We start from the raw sequence: 17,934 nt of genomic DNA, 5'->3' as shown, positions 1-17,934 counted from the left end.
AGAAGCGCTACCGGTTTGCCTCCGCCAGCCGCCGCACGGCTCCGGCCAGCTCGGCGTGCCCGGCGGTCGCGGCGAAGCCGAGGCGCAGGCAGGCCGCCGGGAGCTCGGTGGCGAAGTAGCGGTTCCCGGCGCTGACGGCGACGCCCCGGCGACGGGCCGCGTCGGCGACCACGGCGTCGTCGGCGCCGCCGGGCAGGCGCACCCACAGGTGGAGGCCCCCGGCGGGCACGCGGTCGAGGGTCCAGCCGGGCAGCTCGGCCAGGACGGCGGCGGCCAGCGTCGCGCACCGCTCCCGCAGCGCCGCGCCCAGCGACCGGACGTGCCGCTCCCAGGCGGGGGAGGTGAGCAGGTCGAGCGCCGCCTCCTGCAGCGGGCGGCTGACGAAGAAGTCGTCGACCAGCCGCACGGCGCGCAGACGTTCCATGACCGGCCCCCGGGCGGTCAGGGCGCCGATGCGCAGGCTGGGCGCGGCCGGTTTGGTGAGGGAGGTCAGGTGCACGACCGTGCCGTCGCGGTCGTCGGCCAGCAGCGGCGGCGGCACCGGCGCGCCGTGGCCGAGGTGGCGCGCGAAGTCGTCCTCGATCACGAAGGCGCCGGCCGCGCGGGCCGTGTCGAGGACCTGGCGCCGGCGGCCAGGGGCCAGCACCGCCCCGGTCGGGTTGTGGTAGGTCGGCTGGCAGTAGAGCAGGCGGGCGCGGGTCAGGGCGAAGGCGTCGGCCAGCAGGTCGGGCTTGAGGCCGTCGGCGTCCGTCGGCACCGGCACCGGGCGCAGGCCGGCCGCGCGGGCGGCGGCGATCGCCCCGGGATAGGTGGGCGACTCCACCAGGACGGGGTCGCCCGGCCCGGCGATCGCCCGGAAGGCCATGGACAGGGCGCTCTGCCCGCCGGCCGTGACCAGGACGTCCTCGGCGCTCACGCCGCCGCCCGCCATCGTGGCGAACACGCCGCGCAGGGAGGCCAGGCCGGCGGCCGGGGCGCGGTCCCAGGCGTCGGGACGGCGGGCCGCGCGGGCCAGCGCGGCGGTCAGGGCGCGGGTGGGCTGGAGCGAGCGGTGCAGGTAGCCGCCGTCCAGCAGGATCGTGCCCTCGGGGAGCGCGCCGACCGCGCCGGTGAGGCTGCGGGTGTCCACGGCCCGGTCGGCGAGGGTGACGCTCTGCCACGCGGTGTCGGGGACGGCCTCGCGCCGCCGCGCCGGTGCCGCGACGTAGGTGCCGCTGCCGGGACGGGTGACCACCACGCCCTCGGCGGCCAGCGCGGCGATCGCCTGCGACACGGTGGCGGGGCCGACCTTGTAGCGCCGGATCAGCTCCCTGCTGCTCGGCAGCCGGTCGCCCGGGGCGAGCCGGTCGATCATCGTGCGCATCCTGGTCGCCAGCTCGGCCGAACTGCTACTGTCGGACATGAGGATCGATGATAGCGCTTCCAGCGCTTCGGCAGAATCGCTTCTGGACGTCGCGGCCCTGCGCGCCGACACCCCGGGCGCGGCGGAGGTCGTGCACTTCAACAACGCCGGGTGCGGCCTGCTGCCCGCTCCGGTGCTGGCCGCGATGGTCGACCACCTGCGGCTGGAGGCGCAGCTCGGCGGCTACGAGGCCGCCGCCGCCCGCGCGGCGCAGGTCGCCGAGTTCTACGCCGAGACCGCCGCCCTGATCAACTGCGCTCCCCGCAACATCGCCTTCGCCGGCAGCGCCACCCACGCCTTCTCCACCGCGCTGTCGGCGATCCCGTTCGCGGCCGGGGACGTCGTCCTGACCACCCGCAACGACTTCATCTCCAACCAGATCGCCCTCCTCTCCCTGGCCAAGAGGTTCGGCGTACGGGTCGTGCACGCGCCCGACCTGCCCGAGGGCGGCGTGGACGTGCCCGCCATGGCCGCGCTGATGCGCCGGCACCGCCCGCGCCTGGTGGCCGCCACCCACATCCCCACCAACTCCGGCCTGGTCCAGCCGGTCGCCGAGATCGGCCGGCACTGCCGCGAGCTGGACCTGCTCTACCTGGTGGACGCCTGCCAGTCGGTCGGCCAGTACCCGATCGACGTCGAGGAGATCGGCTGCGACCTGCTCACCGCCACGTGCCGCAAGTTCCTGCGCGGCCCGCGCGGCTCCGGCTTCCTGTACGTCGCCGACCGCGTCCTGGACGCCGGCTACGAGCCGCTGTTCATCGACATGCACGGCGCGCGCTGGACCGAGCCGGGCCGCTACGAGCCGGTCACGACGGCGGCCCGGTTCGAGGACTGGGAGTTCCCCTACTCCGTGGTGCTCGGCTGCGCGGCCGCCGCCCGCTACGCCCGCCGGGTGGGCGTGGACGCCGTCGCCCGGCGCACCCCGGCCCTGGCCGCCGGCCTGCGCGACGGGCTCGCCGCGCTGCCCGGGGTGCGCGTGCTCGACCGGGGACGGCGGCTGGGCGCCCTGGTCACCGTCGCCGTCGAGGGCTGGCAGGCGGAGCCGTTCAAGGCGGCGCTGGACGCGCGCGGCGTCAACTCGGCGCTCAGCTTCCGGCACTTCGCCCAGTTCGACTTCGGGGACAAGGACGTCGACTGGTGCCTGCGCCTGTCGCCGCACTACTACAACACCGAGCAGGAGGTGGACCTGGTCGTCGCGGCGGTCGCCGAACTGGCCGCCGCGCCCCGGTGACGGGTTCCGCGAGCGGCTGACGGCGGTTCCTTCCAGCCATGTCCCAACTTATGGCGAATTTCGCCAGAAGATCTAGACGTACGGCATTACGCGGGTGACAATCCGTTCGTCAATCGAAGATCGCCTGGTCCCGCGCGGACCTCTGGTCGACATGCGGAGGACCGATGCGGGTTGGGCGTGGTCTGGTCGCGGCTGTCTTGGCGTTCACGATCCCGGCGGTGCCGCCCGCCGGCGCGGAGCCGCCGGAGGCAGGCGCGCCTCCGGCGGCGAGCGCGCCCCCCGCGCGCTCGGCGCCCCTCGCGCCGGAGACGGCCGCGACCGCCACGGCCAGGCGCACCGGCCGGCCGGTCGAGATCGAGTCGATGCGCAGCGAGACCCGGCAGGTCTTCGCCCGCCCGGACGGCACCTTCACCCTCGAACAACACGCCCGCCCCGTCCGCGTCCGCCAGGCCGCCGGCTGGGTGCCCGTGGACACCACGCTCCGCCGGCGTCCCGACGGCGCGGTCGAGCCGGTGGCGACGGCGGCCGGGCTGACCTTCTCCGGCGGGGGCGGCGGCCCGCTCGCCCGCCTGTACCGCGGCGGCAAGGCCCTGGAACTGACCTGGCCGGGCACGCTGCCCACGCCCTCGCTCGACGGCGACACCGCCACCTACCCCGAGGTGCTGCCCGGCGTGGACCTGCGGGTCACCGCCGACGTGGACGGCTTCTCCCACGTCCTGGTGGTCAAGACGCGGGCCGCCGCGCGAGCCCTGCCCGACCTGGACTTCCCGCTGTCGGTCAGCGGCCTGTCGCTCACCGCCGACAAGGCGGGCAACCTGGAGGCGGTCGACCGCACCGGCGGCACGATCTTCATCGCGCCCACCCCCACGATGTGGGACTCGACCGGCGCCGGCGAGGCCGCGGTCAAGGAGGGCCGCGCGCCCGAGGCCCGCCAGGCCACCATGGGCGTCTCGCTCGAAGGCAGGAAGCTGCGGCTGCGGCCGGACCGCGCGATGATGAGCGACCCGAAGACGCGCTACCCGGTGTTCCTGGACCCGTACTTCTCGGCCGCCCGCGGCGCCTGGACCGCCGTGTGGAGCAACTGGCCCAGCTCCAACTACCTCAACTCCAGCGACGTCGCCCGCGTCGGGCACGTCAACTCGCAGACCAACCGCTCGTTCTTCCAGATGAACACCGGCTCCACGATCCACGGCAAGCAGATCATCAAGGGCACGCTGCGCACGTACGAGACGTGGTCGTACTCGTGCAGCGCCCGCGCGGTCGAGGCGTGGTCCACCAACACGATCAGCAAGAGCACCACCTGGAGCAACCAGCCCAAGTGGGTCAAGAAGCTGTCCACGGTGAACGTGGCCAAGGGCTGGGGCTCGGCGTGCCTGCCCGGCGGCGTCGAGTTCGACGTCACCTCCCAGGTCGCCGACGCCGCCGCCAACAAGTGGGCCAACATCACCGTCGGCCTCCGCGCCACCAGCGAGACCGACCAGTACGCCTGGAAGAAGTTCCGCAACAACCCGAGCCTGGTCATCGAGTACAACTCGCTGCCCGCCGACCCGGTGGCGGCCGACGCCTGGTCCGACCCGGGCGGCCCGTGCGTCTCGGGCGACGACCGGCCGGTCATCAGCACGCCGACGCCCAAGCTGTGGGCCCGGCTCAAGGACGCCGACAACTCCGTCAGGGGCCGCTTCGAGTGGTACCGGGCCGACGGGACCAAGGCCGGGGAGTACCTGACCCCCGTGGGCTCGACCGGCACGGCCTTCTCGGCCCTCGTCCCGCAGAGCCTGTACGCCGACGGCGCGCTGGTCCGCTGGCGGGTCCGCGCCGAGGACGGCAAGGCCAACAGCGCCTGGAGCCCCTGGTGCGAGGCCACCGTGGACGCCACCGCCCCCGGCCGGGAGCCCGAGGTGTCCTCCGACCGGTTCACCGAGAACGGCTGGAGCGACGGCGTCGGCCTGGCCGGCCGGTTCACCTTCGCCCCCAACGGCGTCACCGACGTCGCCGCCTACGTCTACGGCCTGGACACCACCCCCAAGACCGAGGTCCCGCCCGCCCAGGACGGCACGGCCGCGATCACCCTCACCCCGCGCCACGACGGCCCGAACGTCCTGTCGGTGCGCAGCAAGGACCGCGCCGGGCAACTCGGCCCGATCCGCACGTACGTCTTCAACGTCAACGCCGGACGGGCGCCGGCCGGCCACTGGCCCATGGACGAGGGCCAGGGCGGCACCGCCGCCGACGCCGCCGGCGCCCACCCGGCCACCCTGTACGGCGCCACCTGGACCTCGGGCCGGACCGGCGGCGCGCTGAGGCTGGCCAACGCCTACGCGCAGACCGGCGGCCCGGTCGCCGACACCGGCCGCAACTTCGCCGTCGCCGCCTGGGTCCGGCTGACCGGCACCGCCGCCTCCGCCACCGCCGTCACCCAGGAGGGCGGCCGGACCGGCGCGTTCTCCCTGCAGTACAGCAAGGCCGACAACCGCTGGGCGCTGGCCGTCACCGGCGCCGACGCCGACGCCGCCACGGCCGTGCGCGCGCTGTCGGCCGCGGCGCCCCGGCTGAACGAGTGGACCCACCTGACCGGCGTCTACGACTCGGCGGCCGGCCAGATCTCCCTTTATGTCAACGGCCGGCTGGAGTCCGCGGTCGCCGCCCCGGCGCCGTGGAACGCCACCGGCCCGCTGACCATCGGCCGCGGCAGAGCAGCCGGCGCGGCGGCCGACTTCTGGCCCGGCGACGTGGACGACGTGCGGGTCTACGGCCGCGCCATGTTCGCCGACGAGGTCGCCGACCTGGTCAACAGCGCCGCCACGCTGGTCGGCCACTGGAAGCTGGACGAGGACGGCGGCCTGTCGGCCGCCGACTCCTCCGGCCGGGCCACGCCCGCCGCGCTGTCCGGCGCCGCCGGCTGGACCGACGGCTGGCTGGACGGCGCCCTCGCGCTCGACGGCGCGACCGGCTACGCCCAGACCGCCGCGCCCGCCGTCGCCACCGGCTCCGGGTTCACCGTCGCCGTCTGGACCCAGCTCGACTACCTGCCCGCCAAGGACACCGCGGCCGTCGCCCAGCCGGGCGCCAGGGCGGCCGGGTTCCAGCTCGGCTTCGACAAGGAACAGGGGCGGTGGGCCCTCGGCATGGCCGCCGCCGACACCGACACCGCCGCCCTCGTCCGCACCCGTTCGGACGCCGTCCCCGCCCCCCTGGAATGGACGCACGTCGCCGGCGTGTACGACGCCCTGGCCGGCGAGCTGCGCGTCTACGTCAACGGCCGCCTGTCGGCCACCACCGTCACCCCCCACGTGAGCACCTGGACCGCCACCGGCCCCCTGCAACTGGGCCGGAGCAAGACCGCGGGCGTCTTCACCGGCTACTGGCCGGGGACCGTCGACGACGTCCGCACGTACGACGGCGTGCTCAGCGCCGAGCAGATAGCCCAGCTAGCAGCCCAGTAGGCCCCTCCCTGGGAGAATCCGTGGACAGTGAGTTAGACCTGCCAGAGCCCAACTGGAATCGTTTTCAGCAACCCGCCGCCGAACCCGACGCCCCCGACCCCCGCTGGAACCGCTTCGCGGGCGTCAAGCCCGAGACCGCCTGGCCGCGCAGGCTGGCGACCGTGCTCACGGTCGTGCTCCTGGCGCCCATGGCGTACGCGATGCCCGCCTCCGCCGCGCCCCGCAAGGCGCCCACGGTGCAGAAGGAGACGCCGGTCAAGGGCGGGAAGGTGCCCGTGCTGCCGCCGCTCGCCGATCCCGCCTCGAAGCAGGCGTGGAAGGCCCCGCCCAAGGTCACCTGGCCCGCCGCCGGCGCCGCCGAGCTGGGCGGCCCCGCGGAGAGCGCCGCCACGCTCTCCGCCGGGTTCCCGGTGCGGCTCGCCCCCGCCGCCAAGGGCGTGGCCGCGGCCGAGGCCGTCCCGGTCAAGGTCGAGCTGCTCGAGACCGACCTGCTCGGCGTCGCGATGCGCGTCTCGCCCGGCCAGGGCGTCACGGCCGCCAAGGCGTCCGGCAAGACCCGGCTGGAGATCGACTACTCCGGCTTCCGGTACGCCTTCGGCGGCGACTACGGCGCCCGGCTGCGCATGGTCAAGCTCGACGAGTGCGCGCTCGACGCCAAGCCCGCCGCCACCTGCGCCGCGCCGCGGCCGGTCAGGAGCGACAACGACGCCAAGGCGGGCAAGCTGACCGCCGAGGTCGAGACCACCGGCCTGTACGCCGTGACCGCCGCCGCCTCCGGCCCGTCCGGCGACCACGCCGCCACCTCGCTGGCCGCCTCGGCGAGCTGGAGCGTCGGCAACCAGTCCGGCGACTTCTCCTGGAGCTACGACCTGCGCACCCCGCCCGCCCTGGGCGGCGACGAGCCCGACCTGTCGCTCGACTACTCCTCCCAGAGCGTGGACGGCCGCACCGTCTCCACCAACAACCAGCCGTCCTGGGTGGGGGAGGGCTTCGAGCTCAACCCCAGCGGCTACGTCGAACGCCGCTACAAGTCGTGCATGATCGACGGCAAGAAGACCGGCGACCTGTGCTGGGACCAGGACAACGCCACCCTGTCGCTCGGCAACTCCGCCGTCGAGCTGGTCAAGGACGCCACCACCAAGCAGTGGCGGCCCAAGCACGACGACGGCACCCGCATCGAGTACCTCACCGGGGCCGCCAACGGCGACAACAACGGCGAGTACTGGCGGGTCACCACCGCCGACGGCACCCAGTACAGCTTCGGCCTGAACCGCCTGCCCGGCTGGGTCACCGGCAAGCCGGAGACCAAGTCGGTGCAGACCGTGCCGGTGTTCGGCAACAACAGCGGCGAGCCGTGCTACTCCAGCACCCCCGCAAACGCCTGGTGCCAGCAGGCCTACCGGTGGAACCTCGACTACGCGGTCGACACCCACGGCAACGCCACCACGTACTGGTACGAGAACGAGAAGAACTACTACGGCCGCAACATGAAGCCCGAGCTGGGCACCGTGTACGTGCGCGGCGCGTACCTCACCCGCGTCGACTACGGCTACCTGAGCAACGAGCTGTTCACCAAGGCCCCGGCCGCCCGGGTGGTCTTCGACGTGGCCGAGCGCTGCCTGCCCTCCGGCGCCGTCACCTGCGCCGCCGACCAGCTCAAGAAGGAGACCGCGGCGTCCTGGCCGGACGTGCCGTTCGACCAGATCTGCGACGCCGGCGTCAAGTGCACCGACCGGCTGTCGCCGACGTTCTTCTCGCGCAAGCGCCTGGCCAAGGTCACCACGCAGGTGCTCGGCGCCTCCGGCCAGTACAGCCCGGTGGACTCCTGGACGCTGACCCACCAGTTCCCCGCCACGGGCGACGGCCTCAGCCCGTCGTTGTGGCTGGCCTCGGTCCAGCAGAGCGGCCACGTGGGCGGCACCCTCACCATGCCGAAGATCACCTTCAGCGGCGTGCAGCTGCCCAACCGGGTGGACGCCAACGAAGGACGCGCGCCGCTGGTCAAGTGGCGGGTCCAGGCCGTGAACAACGAGACCGGCGGCGAGCTGCGGGTCAACTACGCCCCGGCCGACTGCAAGCCCGGCGACGTGCCCGCCGCGGCCGACAAGAACAACCGGCTGTGCTTCCCCCAGCGCTGGGCGCCGCCCGACGAGGGCGAGGTCACCGACTGGTTCCACAAGTACGTCGTCACTCAGACCGTCGAGGTAGACCGCGTCGCCGGCTCGCCGAACGTGGTCACCGACTACGAGTACCTCGACGGCGCGGCCTGGCACTACGCCGACAACATCCTCGTCAAGCCCGAACAGCGCACCTGGTCGGACTGGCGCGGGTTCGGCCGCGTCCGGGTGCGTGAGGGCGACGGGCAGGACACCCGGCGCACCCTCACCGAGTTCAGGTACTTCCGCGGCATGCACGGCGACAGGCAGGCCGACGGCTCCAAGCGCGTCGCGCAGGTCGTCGACACCGAGGGCGGCAAGCTGGACGACCTCGACCAGCTGTCCGGCTTCGAACGCGAGGAGATCCTCTACGACGGCGACAGCGCGACGGTGCTCACCGCGACCGCCGAGGAGCCGTGGTCGCTGAAGACCGCCGAGTCCACGCAGGGCGGCGTCACCAAGGCCGCCTACGTGGTCGAGCCCAAGTCGATGGTGACCCGCACGGCGCTGGCGGGCGGGGCGTGGCGGCGTACCGGCGAGGAGCGCTCGTACGACGCCAAGGGCCTGCTCACCCAGGTGGAGGAGAAGGGCGACCTGGCCACCGCCGACGACGACCAGTGCACCCGCTACACCTACGCGCGCAACGACACCGCCTGGATGCTCGACTACGCCAGCAGGATCCAGAAGGTCGCCGCGGGCTGCGGCACCGCCGTCTCCACGCTGGCCGCCGGCGAGGTGATCTCCGACGAACGGGTCCAGTACGACAACAAGGCCTACGGCCAGGCGCCCACCAAGGGCGACGTGACCACCGTCCAGCAGCTCGCCGCGGCCGACGGATCGACCGTCACCGACAGCACCCACACCTACGACGTCTACGGCCGCGAGACCAGCGAGACCGGCCCGGTCGGGACGAAGTCCACCATCACCTACAGCCCGGCCACCGGCGCCCCGGCCACCGAGATCGTCGAGACCAACCAGCTCGGCCACGTCGAGCGCACCCTCGTCGAGCCGGCCTGGGGCGAGCCGGTCGCCGAGGTCGACGCCAACGGCCGGCGCACCGACATGGAGCACGACGCGCTCGGCCGCCTGGTCAAGGTCTGGCAGCCGGACCGCAGCAAGGCCGCCGGCCAGTCGCCCAGCACCGAGTACGCCTACACCATGCGCACCGACGGCCCCAGCGTCGTCACCACCAAGACGCTGCGCGCCGACGGCGGCTACACCGTCAGCCACGAGCTGTACGACGGCCTGATGCGCGAGCGCCAGACGCAGGAACCCGCCCCCCGCGACGACCAGACGCAGGACCCGGCGCTGCGCGACGGGCGCACGATCACCGACACCTTCTACAACTCGCTCGGCGAGGTCAGCAAGTCCAACACCGGCTACTTCGCCACCGGCACGCCCGCCACCGAGCTGCTCGCGGTCGCCGACACCGACGTGCCCACGCAGGTCGTGTCGGTCTTCGACGGCGCCGGCGAGGTCAACGCCCAGATCCTCAAGGCCAAGGGCGTGGAGAAGTACCGCGTCTCGGCCACCCAGCAGGGCGACCGCGTCAACATCACGCCGCCGCCGGGCGGCACCGCGACGACCCGCATCGGCGACGCCGACGACCGGCTCATCGAGCTGCGCCAGTACAAGGGCGCCACCCCGACGGGCCCGTACGAGTCCACCAAGTACACCTACGACCCCGCCGGCCGCCTGTCCACGGTGACCGACGCCGCGGGCAACGTGTGGCGCCACCACTACGACGTGCGCGGCCGGGAGATCAAGACGGAGGACCCGGACAAGGGCGTCACCACGATGACGTACAACGACGCCGACGAGCTGGTGAGCACCACCGACGCCCGCGGCAAGACCCTCTGGTACGTCTACGACGAGCTCGGACGCAAGAAGGAGCTGCGCGACGGCTCGGCCACCGGCGCGCTGCTGGCCGAGTGGAAGTACGACGCGCTGGCCAAGGGCCACATGAACGCCAGCATCCGGTACGCGGGCGGGCAGGCGTACAAGGCGGAGATCAACGCCATCGACTCCGACTACCGGACCCTGCGCGAGACGGTGACCGTCCCCGAGCGGGAGGGCAAGCTCGCCGGTTCGTACGTGCTCAACACCCGCTACACCCTCGACGACCAGGTGCAGTCGGTCAGCTTCCCGGCCGGGGGCGGGCTGGAGGCCGAGTCGGTGGTCTACTCCTACGACGAGCTCAGCCAGCCGACCAAGGTCAGCGGGCTGTCGTCGTACGTGACCGCGACCCGCTACTCCAAGCTCGGCGAGACCCTGCAGTACGAGCTGGGCTCCGGCGGCAAGAAGACCTGGCTCACCTACACCCATGACGAGTCCACCCGCAGGCTGACCAGGATGCGGCTGGACCGGGAGGGCGCCGCCGCCACCGACCTCGACCTCAACTACGCCTACGACGCCGCCGGCAACATCACCAAGATCGCCGAACGGGCCGGCGGCCAGGACACGCAGTGCTTCACCTACGACCACCTGCGCCGGATGACCTCGGCGTGGACGGCCAACGACGACTGCGCGAGCGGCACGCCGACCTCGGACAAGATCGGCGGCGTGGCGCCGTACGCGGTCAGCTACGCCTACGACTCCACCGGCAACCGGGTCAAGGAGACCAAGCACGCCTGGGGCGGCGCGCCCGAGACCGTGCGCACCTCGGTCTACCCGGCGGCCGGCGGCAAGCAGCCGCACGCGGTGCAGAGCATCGGGGCCGACCTGTTCGCCTACGACGAGGCCGGCAACACCACCAGGCGCAAGGTCGGCACGTCCGACCAGACCCTCGTCTGGGACGCCGAGGGCAACCTGGAGTCGGTCACCGAGGCCGGCAAGACGACGTCGTTCGTCTACGACGCCGACGGCGACCGGCTGCTGCGCAAGACCGCCACGGACGCCACCCTGTACGTGGACGACATGGAGCTGCGCTTCGACTTCGCCAAGGACGCCGTCGAGCAGACCCGCTACTACACCATCAACGGCGAGCCGATCGCGGTCCGCACCCCCGACAACCAGGTCTACTTCCTGGCCGCCGACCACCAGGGCACCGCGCAGGCCGCGGTGAACGGCGGCACCGGGGAGCTGGCCGTCCGGCGGATGACGCCGTTCGGCGAGGACCGCGGGTCGCCGCCGCCATGGTGGCCCGGGCAGCGGTCCTTCGTCGGCGGCACCAAGGACCCGACGACCGGGCTCGTCCACCTGGGCGCCCGCGAGTACGACCCGAAGAACGGCCGCTTCCTGTCGGTCGACCCCATCATCGACGAGGAGGACCCGCAGCAGCTCAACGCCTACGCCTACGCCAACAACAGCCCCGTCAGCATGAGCGACCCCGACGGCCAGCTGTTCTGGATCGCCGTCGGCATCGCGGCGCGCATCGCGGCGCGGATCATCGCCAGGAAGCTGGCGCAGGCGGCGGCCCGGCGGGCGGCGCTCGCGGCGGCCCGTGCGGCGGCGCGGCGCGCGGCCATCGCGGCGGCCAAGCGGCGGGCGGCGGCGCTGGCCAGGAAGAAGGCGCTGGAGGCGGCCAAGAAGAAGGCCGCGGCGGCGGCCAAGCGCAGGGCGCTGGCCGCGGCCAGGAAGAAGGCGGCGGAGAAGGCCAGGAAGGCGGCCGCGGCGGCGGCCAAGAGACGGGCCGCCGCGGCGGCCAAGAGGGAGGCACGCAGGAAGGCCGCCGAGGCGGCGGCCAAGCGGCGGGCCACGCAGGCGGCGCGGGCGCGCAACCGCTACCGGGCCGCCCAGGCCCGGCGCGCCCAGGCGGCGCGGCGCCCGGCACAGCGTCCGACCAGTCATCGGGCGGTGCAACGGCAGTCGCCGCCGAAGGCCACCAGGCAGCCGGCGCAGCCGAGACCGAGCCAGGTCTACCGGAACGACGGCACCACGCAGCCGACCCAGTCCTACACCGTCTACCGTGACGGCAAGATGTACCCGGACGGGCCGCCGCCACCCAGCCTGACCAGGCCCCAGGGCTCCGGGCAGGCGGAGAAGCAGATCTTCAAGCCGGAGAAGATCGAGCCGGAGAACACCCGGACGGGCACGATCGCCGAGACCGGCGCCCGGGTCACCCGATGGATCGACCAGAGCGGCCTGGACGACTTCCTCGGCGGCTTCTTCTGATCCCCGGCCCCGGGCGCGAGGACCGACCCCGGTCCCCGCGCCCGGGGCTCCACCGGTTCCCGCGCCCGGGGCTGCACGTCCTCCAGCATGGGGGAGTGCCCGGTCCCGGGCAGCAGCTCGACGGTCGCGCCGGGGACCGTCCGGTAGCCGGTAGCCGGTAGCCGGTAGCCGGTAGCCGGCGGCCGAGGACGAACGCCATCCCCGGTCGTCCTGGCCGAAGATCACCAGCAGCGGGTCAGGCCACGTCCCGGCGCAGCGGACGCAGGACGGCGGCCGCGCTCGCCAGCGCCGCGTACGCCAGCAGGACCAGCGCCCCGGCGGCCGGTGACAGCAGCCGGACCGGCTCGCTCGCCAGCTGGGCGGCCAGGGCGTCGGCCACGGCGGTGAAGTCGGTCAGCGCCGAGGTCGCGCCGCCGGGCAGCCACGGGTACAGCTCCCGCACGCCGGGGATCATGATCAGCGCCAGCTCGCCGCCGTACAGGTAGCCGATCACCACGCACAGCGCCGCGACCTGGTTGCGGATCAGCGCCCCCATGCCCACGCCGAGCACCACGTAGACCGCCATCGCCACCCCCAGGCGGGCCAGCAGCGTCACGATCGTCCCGGCGGGCAGGCCCAGTTCGGTGCCGCGGGCCGCGGCCACGCCGAACAGCGCCGCCCCTGCCGCGCCGGCCAGCACCAGCCCGTACGCCAGTCCCGCCACGGCGTAGGCGACGAGCTTGGCCACCAGCACCCGCCACCGGTCCGGCGCGAACAGGAAGGTGAAGTTCACCGTGCGGTGCCGGTACTCCGACGTGACGGCGAGCGTCCCGACGGCGGCCGGCACGAACGCGGTGAACCCGAGGAACCCCAGGACGGCCCGCACCCCCGCCTCGGTGTCCAGCCCCGGCATCGGCGGCTCGAAGTTCTCCGGCCCGACCAGCGCCAGCAGCCCGATCAGACCGCCCCCGAGCAGCACGGCCGCCAGCGGCATGCCCCACCACATCCTGGTGGCCAGCAGCCGCCGGAACTCCGCCCGCACAAACCCCCTCATACCGCCGCCTCCCCACCCGCGCCCGCCCGTCCCCGCGCGCCGGCCGTCTCTTCCCGCGTGCCCGTCGTCTTCTCGTCCGTGCCCCCCAGCTCCCGCGTGCTCGCTGTTTCGTCGGTGAGCCTGAGGAAGAGTCGTTCCAGGGGCGCGCGTTCGGTGGTCAGGCCGTGGACCGGCAGTCCGCGGGCCGCGGCCAGGGCGGCGACCCGCGGCGGATCGAGGCCGCGGACCCGCAGGTCGTGCGGGCCGGTCACGTCCACCCCCGCGGCCTCGGCGGCCAGCGTCGCGCGCAGGGCGGCGGCGTCGGGGGTGCGCACCAGCACGTCCGGCTCAGCGCCGCACAGCTCGCGCAGCGGGCCGGCGGCCAGCAGCCGCCCCCGCCCGATGACCACCACGTCGTCGGCGACCTGCTCCACCTCGGCCAGCACGTGGCTGGAGACCAGCACCGCCCGCCCCTGCGCGGCCATCTCGCGCAGGAACGAGCGCAGCCACGCCGCCCCCTCGGGGTCCAGGCCGTTGCCCGGCTCGTCCAGCAGCAAGACCCGGGGGTCGCCGAGCAGCGCGGTGGCCAGGTTGAGCCGCTGCCGCATCCCGGTGGACAGGGCGCCGGTCGCCCGCCCGGCGGCTCCGGCCAGGCCCACCAGGCCCAGCAGGTCGCCGACCCGGCGATCGGGATGGCCGCCCATCGCGGCGTAGACGCGCAGATGGTCGCGGACCGAGTGCCGGGGGTGGAAGGAGGCGGCGTCGAAGGTCGCGCCCACCACGGTGGTCGGGCGCGGCAGGTCACGGTAGCGGCGGCCGCCGATCGTCACGCCGCCGCTGGTGGGGGTGACGTGGCCGACCATCATGCGCATCGTCGTGGTCTTCCCGGCGCCGTTGAGGCCGAGGAACGCGGTGACCGCCCCGGGCCGGACCGTGAAGCTGAGGTCCTCGACGGCGGTCAGCGCGCCGTACCGCTTGGTCAGGCCGCTGACCTCGACGCCGGTCACGCGACCGCCGCCCGCACCACTGCCCGCACCGCCGCCCGGACCGCGGCCCGGACCTCGACGCTGGTCACGCGGCCGCCGCTCGTACCGCTGCCCGGACTGCGGCGGCGACCCGGCCGGCGTCGGGGACGGAGACGACCGCCTCGTCGAACTCGCCGCCGGACGCGGCGCGGTCGAGCAGCAGGTGCACCGCCGGCGTGTCACCGGTCACGGACACGAGCTGCCGCCGCCCGCCGAACAGGCCCCACACCCCGATCTTGACGTGGCCCGCCACGCTCAGCCCCTTGCGCGCGCCGCGCGGCACGCGCAACGGGTCGTCCGCGACCCGCGCCTCCCGCACGGACGCGAGCGGGAGCGCGTACCGGCCGTGACCGGTGAGGAACCGCTCCCAGCGCCCGAACTCGATCATGACCATGCCCTCGCCGACCCATACCGTTGCCACAGTTCAGCCTTCCTTCAGGGGGAGCAGGACGGTCGCCAGCAGGCGCGGCGTACGTCCCTGTCCCGGCTCGTTCGCCACCAGGGGGCGCACCAGCTCGGCGAACCCCGTGGCGAAGGCGACGAACTCCTCGTCGTCCAGGTGCAGGACCACCTGCTGGTATCCGGCGCCGTCGGCGGCCAGATCGACCCGGTCCCGCTCGAGGTAGCGCGCGAACTCCGACAGCAGGCTGCCGGCGAACGCGGTGAAGTACCGCGCGTGGTCCTCCGCCGACGCGGCGGCCAGCGCCTCGGGGGACGGCGTCAGGCCGCCCTCGGGCACCGCGTAGACCCGTTCGGTCGCCCCGCCGACCTTGTGCTCCTCGACCACCTCCAGCATCCCGGCCCTGGCCAGCGTCGCGATCTGCCGGTAGAGCGTCGCCTGCGGCACGTCGGGCAGCAGGCCGGCCAGGTCGGAGGGCGTCCGGCGGCCCCCGGCGACGGCGCGCAGGATGCGGATGCGCACGGGATGCAGCGCCAGCTCGGCCCAGCGCTCTGTCGAGATCGTCACGTTCATACGTTATCACTATCGAGAATGAGAATGAGAACAACAGGGCATTTCCGCATGTCAGCGGCCTTAGGGGGGTATGTGGGGCCTGAGGGGGACCCGGTGATGGGAGCGACGGTCGGATACCAGGCGGCGTTCGAGGCGCTGCCGTGTCCCTGCATGCTGCTCACCCGGGACCAGGTCGTGCTGGCCGTCAACGACGCCTACCTGCGGATGACCGGCCAGGACCGGGCGGAGGTCGTCGGCCGCGCCCTGCTCGGCGCGCCCCCGGCGCTGACCGGCCTGAGCGGGTCGGGGGCGGCGAAGGTGCGCGCCTCGCTGGAGCGGGTGGCCGCCACCGGCGCCGGCGACGTCGTGCCGCTGCTGCGCGACGACTGGGAGCCGCCCGGCCGGCGCCATTGGCGGCTGGCGAACGCCCCGGTGCCCGGCCCGCCGGGCGAGGTGAAGGAGATCGTCGTCGTCTTCGGGGACGTCGCCGGCTCGCTCGAACCCCGGCTCGCCGCCCGTCCCGGCGAACGCGTCCCCGGCTCCCCGAAGCCCGACGCGCAGCTGCACCAGGCCTACCGCCAGGAGCAGCAGAAGGTCTCCATGCTGCACGAGACGATCGAGCACCAGCAGCGGTTCGTCTTCGACGCCGCCCACGACCTGCGCAACCCCATCACCGGCCTGCTGACCGAGCTGGAGGAGGCCCTGTCCGACCCCGGCGCCGACCTCCGCCGGACCCTGCGCAGCCTGCACCGGGACGCCGAGCGGCTCAACGACATCGTCGGTGACCTGCTCGCCCTGGCCCGCCTCTACACCGCCCCGCCGCCCGGCGCCGACCTCGTCGATCTGGGCCGCCTGGTGGTGGAGGAGCTGGACGCGCATCCGCCGAGCGCGTCCGTCCGCACCCGGCTGGAGGAGGGCGTGGTGGTCCGCGCCTCGCGGGTGCGGCTGGCCCGGCTGCTGTCCAACCTGGTGGCCAACGCCGAACGCCACACCACCGGCCAGATCGAGTTCGTGGTCGCCGCCGCGCCGCCGTACGCCGTCCTGGAGGTCATCGACGACGGGCCCGGCATCCCGCCGGAGGAGCGGGAGCGCATCTTCCACCGGCTGTACCGGCAGGACCAGGCGCGCTCGCTGGACGCGGGCGGCTCCGGCTTCGGCCTGCCGATCGCCCGCGAGATCGCCCACGCCTACGGAGGCGACCTCTTCGTGGCCGACCACCCGGGCGGCGCCCGCTTCGTCCTGAGGCTCCCGCTGGCGACGTGATCGCCCGCGGCATCGACGGGCTTATGTCGATGGTCAGCCATAAGTCGTGCCCCATTCGGCGAAGATAGACTTGGGCTCCTCTGAAGTGGCTGCCGTCATCGGCGGAGAGGCTGGTGTTGACTCTGGACACGCTCAACGGCGCGACGGCGGGGGCCGGCGCGCTGCTCTCCCTGCTGCGGGACGGGCCGCCGCGCACCCGGACCGAGCTGGTCCAGCTCACCGGCCTGGCCCGGTCCACCGTGTCCCTGCGCCTCGACGCGCTGCTCCGCCACCGCTGGGTGCTGCCCGCCGACGAGGCCATCTCCTCGGGCGGGCGGCCCGCGGCCATGTTCGCCTTCAACCGCACCGCCCGGCTCGTCCTGGCCGCCGACCTGGGCGTCACGCACGAGCGGGTGGCGATCACCGACCTCGGCGGCACGGTGCTGGCCGAGCGCACCGCCGACGCGCCGATCGGCGAGGGCCCCGAGGCGACGCTCGGGCGGCTCGCGCGCACGTTCGCCGACCTGCTCGACGAGAGCGGGCGCGACCTGGCCGACGTGTGCGGGGCGGGCATCGGCCTGCCGGGCCCGGTCGAGTACCCGACGGGTCGCCCGGTCAACCCGCCCCTCATGCCGGGCTGGGACCGGTTCCCGGTGCCCGAGTGGCTGGGGGAGCGGCTGGGCGTGCCGGTCTTCGTGGACAACGACGTCAACATCATGGCGCTCGGCGAGCAGCGCGCCGGGCGGCAGGCGACCGGCCAGCTCGTCTTCGTCAAGATCGGCACCGGCATCGGCTGCGGCGTGATCTCCGACGGCCGCCTCCACCGCGGTGCGCAGGGCGCGGCCGGCGACATCGGCCACATCCGGGTGGCCACCGCCGACGACGACGTGCTGTGCCACTGCGGCAACGTGGGCTGCCTGGAGGCCCTGGCCGGCGGGGCCGCGCTGGCCGCCCGCATCTCGGCCACCGGCGTGCCCGCCGCGGGCGGCCGGGACGTCGTCGCGCTGCTGCGCGCCGGCAACCGCGACGCCGCCCAGCTCGTCCGCCAGGCCGGGCGCGAGATCGGCGACGTGCTGGCCACGATCGTCAACTTCTTCAACCCGGCCGCGATCGTGATCGGCGGCGACCTGGCCGACGCCGGTGAACACCTGCTCGCGGGCGTGCGGGAGGCCATCTACAAGCGCTCGCTGCCGCTGGCCACCCAGCACCTGCGCATCCAGGTCAGCGAGCTGGGCGACCGGGCGGGCGTCATCGGGGCGGCCGTCATGGTGCTGGAGCACGTCCTGGCCCCGGAGGCGGTCGACAGCGCCCTGGCCGGCTGACCTCGTCCGCGAAGCGCCCCGCCTGCCCAGCGCAGG

General features: G+C 74.0%; 10 protein-coding genes. 5 read left to right on the top strand and 5 right to left on the bottom strand.

Going from position 1 to position 17,934, the window contains the following annotated elements:
• Positions 1–7 precede the first annotated feature (7 nt).
• Positions 8–1,402 (bottom strand): PLP-dependent aminotransferase family protein, encoded by a 1,395-nt coding sequence (locus AB0J76_RS45690; RefSeq protein ID WP_352327505.1) that lies wholly within the window; start codon positions 1,400–1,402, stop codon positions 8–10.
• On the opposite strand from AB0J76_RS45690, the gene AB0J76_RS45685 reads away from it, so the two are divergent.
• The 3 genes from AB0J76_RS45685 to AB0J76_RS45675 all read left to right on the top strand — a co-directional run bounded on the left by AB0J76_RS45685 (position 1,401) and on the right by AB0J76_RS45675 (position 12,345).
• Positions 1,401–2,633, top strand: coding sequence for an aminotransferase class V-fold PLP-dependent enzyme (locus tag AB0J76_RS45685; RefSeq protein ID WP_352327504.1), 1,233 nt, complete (start codon positions 1,401–1,403; stop codon positions 2,631–2,633). The genes AB0J76_RS45690 and AB0J76_RS45685 overlap by 2 nt on opposite strands.
• 197 nt (positions 2,634–2,830) lie before the next feature.
• Complete coding sequence (locus AB0J76_RS45680; protein WP_364393621.1) at positions 2,831–6,076, top strand: LamG-like jellyroll fold domain-containing protein; 3,246 nt, start codon at positions 2,831–2,833, stop codon at positions 6,074–6,076.
• A gap of 20 nt (positions 6,077–6,096) precedes the next feature.
• Entirely contained in the window at positions 6,097–12,345 is a 6,249-nt protein-coding gene (locus tag AB0J76_RS45675; RefSeq protein ID WP_364393618.1) for an RHS repeat-associated core domain-containing protein, read from the top strand.
• A gap of 235 nt (positions 12,346–12,580) precedes the next feature.
• On the opposite strand, the gene AB0J76_RS45670 is transcribed toward AB0J76_RS45675, so the two are convergent.
• From AB0J76_RS45670 to AB0J76_RS45655, 4 genes are all read right to left on the bottom strand, one after another.
• A complete protein-coding gene (locus AB0J76_RS45670) occupies positions 12,581–13,378 on the bottom strand; it encodes an ABC transporter permease (protein ID WP_352324739.1) in 798 nt (265 codons plus the stop codon).
• A complete protein-coding gene (locus AB0J76_RS45665; protein WP_352324740.1) occupies positions 13,375–14,364 on the bottom strand; it encodes an ATP-binding cassette domain-containing protein in 990 nt (329 codons plus the stop codon). Before AB0J76_RS45665 ends, AB0J76_RS45670 begins: the two co-directional genes overlap by 4 nt.
• Positions 14,365–14,428: 64 nt before the next feature.
• A complete protein-coding gene (locus AB0J76_RS45660; RefSeq protein WP_352324741.1) occupies positions 14,429–14,803 on the bottom strand; it encodes a hypothetical protein in 375 nt (124 codons plus the stop codon).
• Between the two features lie 3 nt (positions 14,804–14,806).
• On the bottom strand, positions 14,807–15,355 hold the full coding sequence (locus AB0J76_RS45655) for a helix-turn-helix domain-containing protein (protein ID WP_364393613.1): 549 nt from the start codon (positions 15,353–15,355) through the stop codon (positions 14,807–14,809).
• 96 nt (positions 15,356–15,451) lie between these two features.
• On the opposite strand from AB0J76_RS45655, the gene AB0J76_RS45650 reads away from it, so the two are divergent.
• A complete protein-coding gene (locus AB0J76_RS45650) occupies positions 15,452–16,597 on the top strand; it encodes an ATP-binding protein (RefSeq protein WP_352324743.1) in 1,146 nt (381 codons plus the stop codon).
• A 113-nt stretch (positions 16,598–16,710) separates the two neighbouring features.
• Positions 16,711–17,898: an ROK family transcriptional regulator gene (locus AB0J76_RS45645; protein ID WP_364393610.1), complete on the top strand. Its 1,188-nt coding sequence runs from the start codon at positions 16,711–16,713 to the stop codon at positions 17,896–17,898.
• The last annotated feature ends 36 nt before the right edge of the window (positions 17,899–17,934 follow it).

It is taken from the genome of Nonomuraea sp. NPDC049624 (assembly GCF_040675255.1).
In the GTDB taxonomy this organism is placed as follows: domain Bacteria; phylum Actinomycetota; class Actinomycetes; order Streptosporangiales; family Streptosporangiaceae; genus Nonomuraea.
The sequence above is the reverse complement of the archived record's forward strand: the minus strand, read 5'-3'. Positions and strand labels throughout refer to the sequence as shown.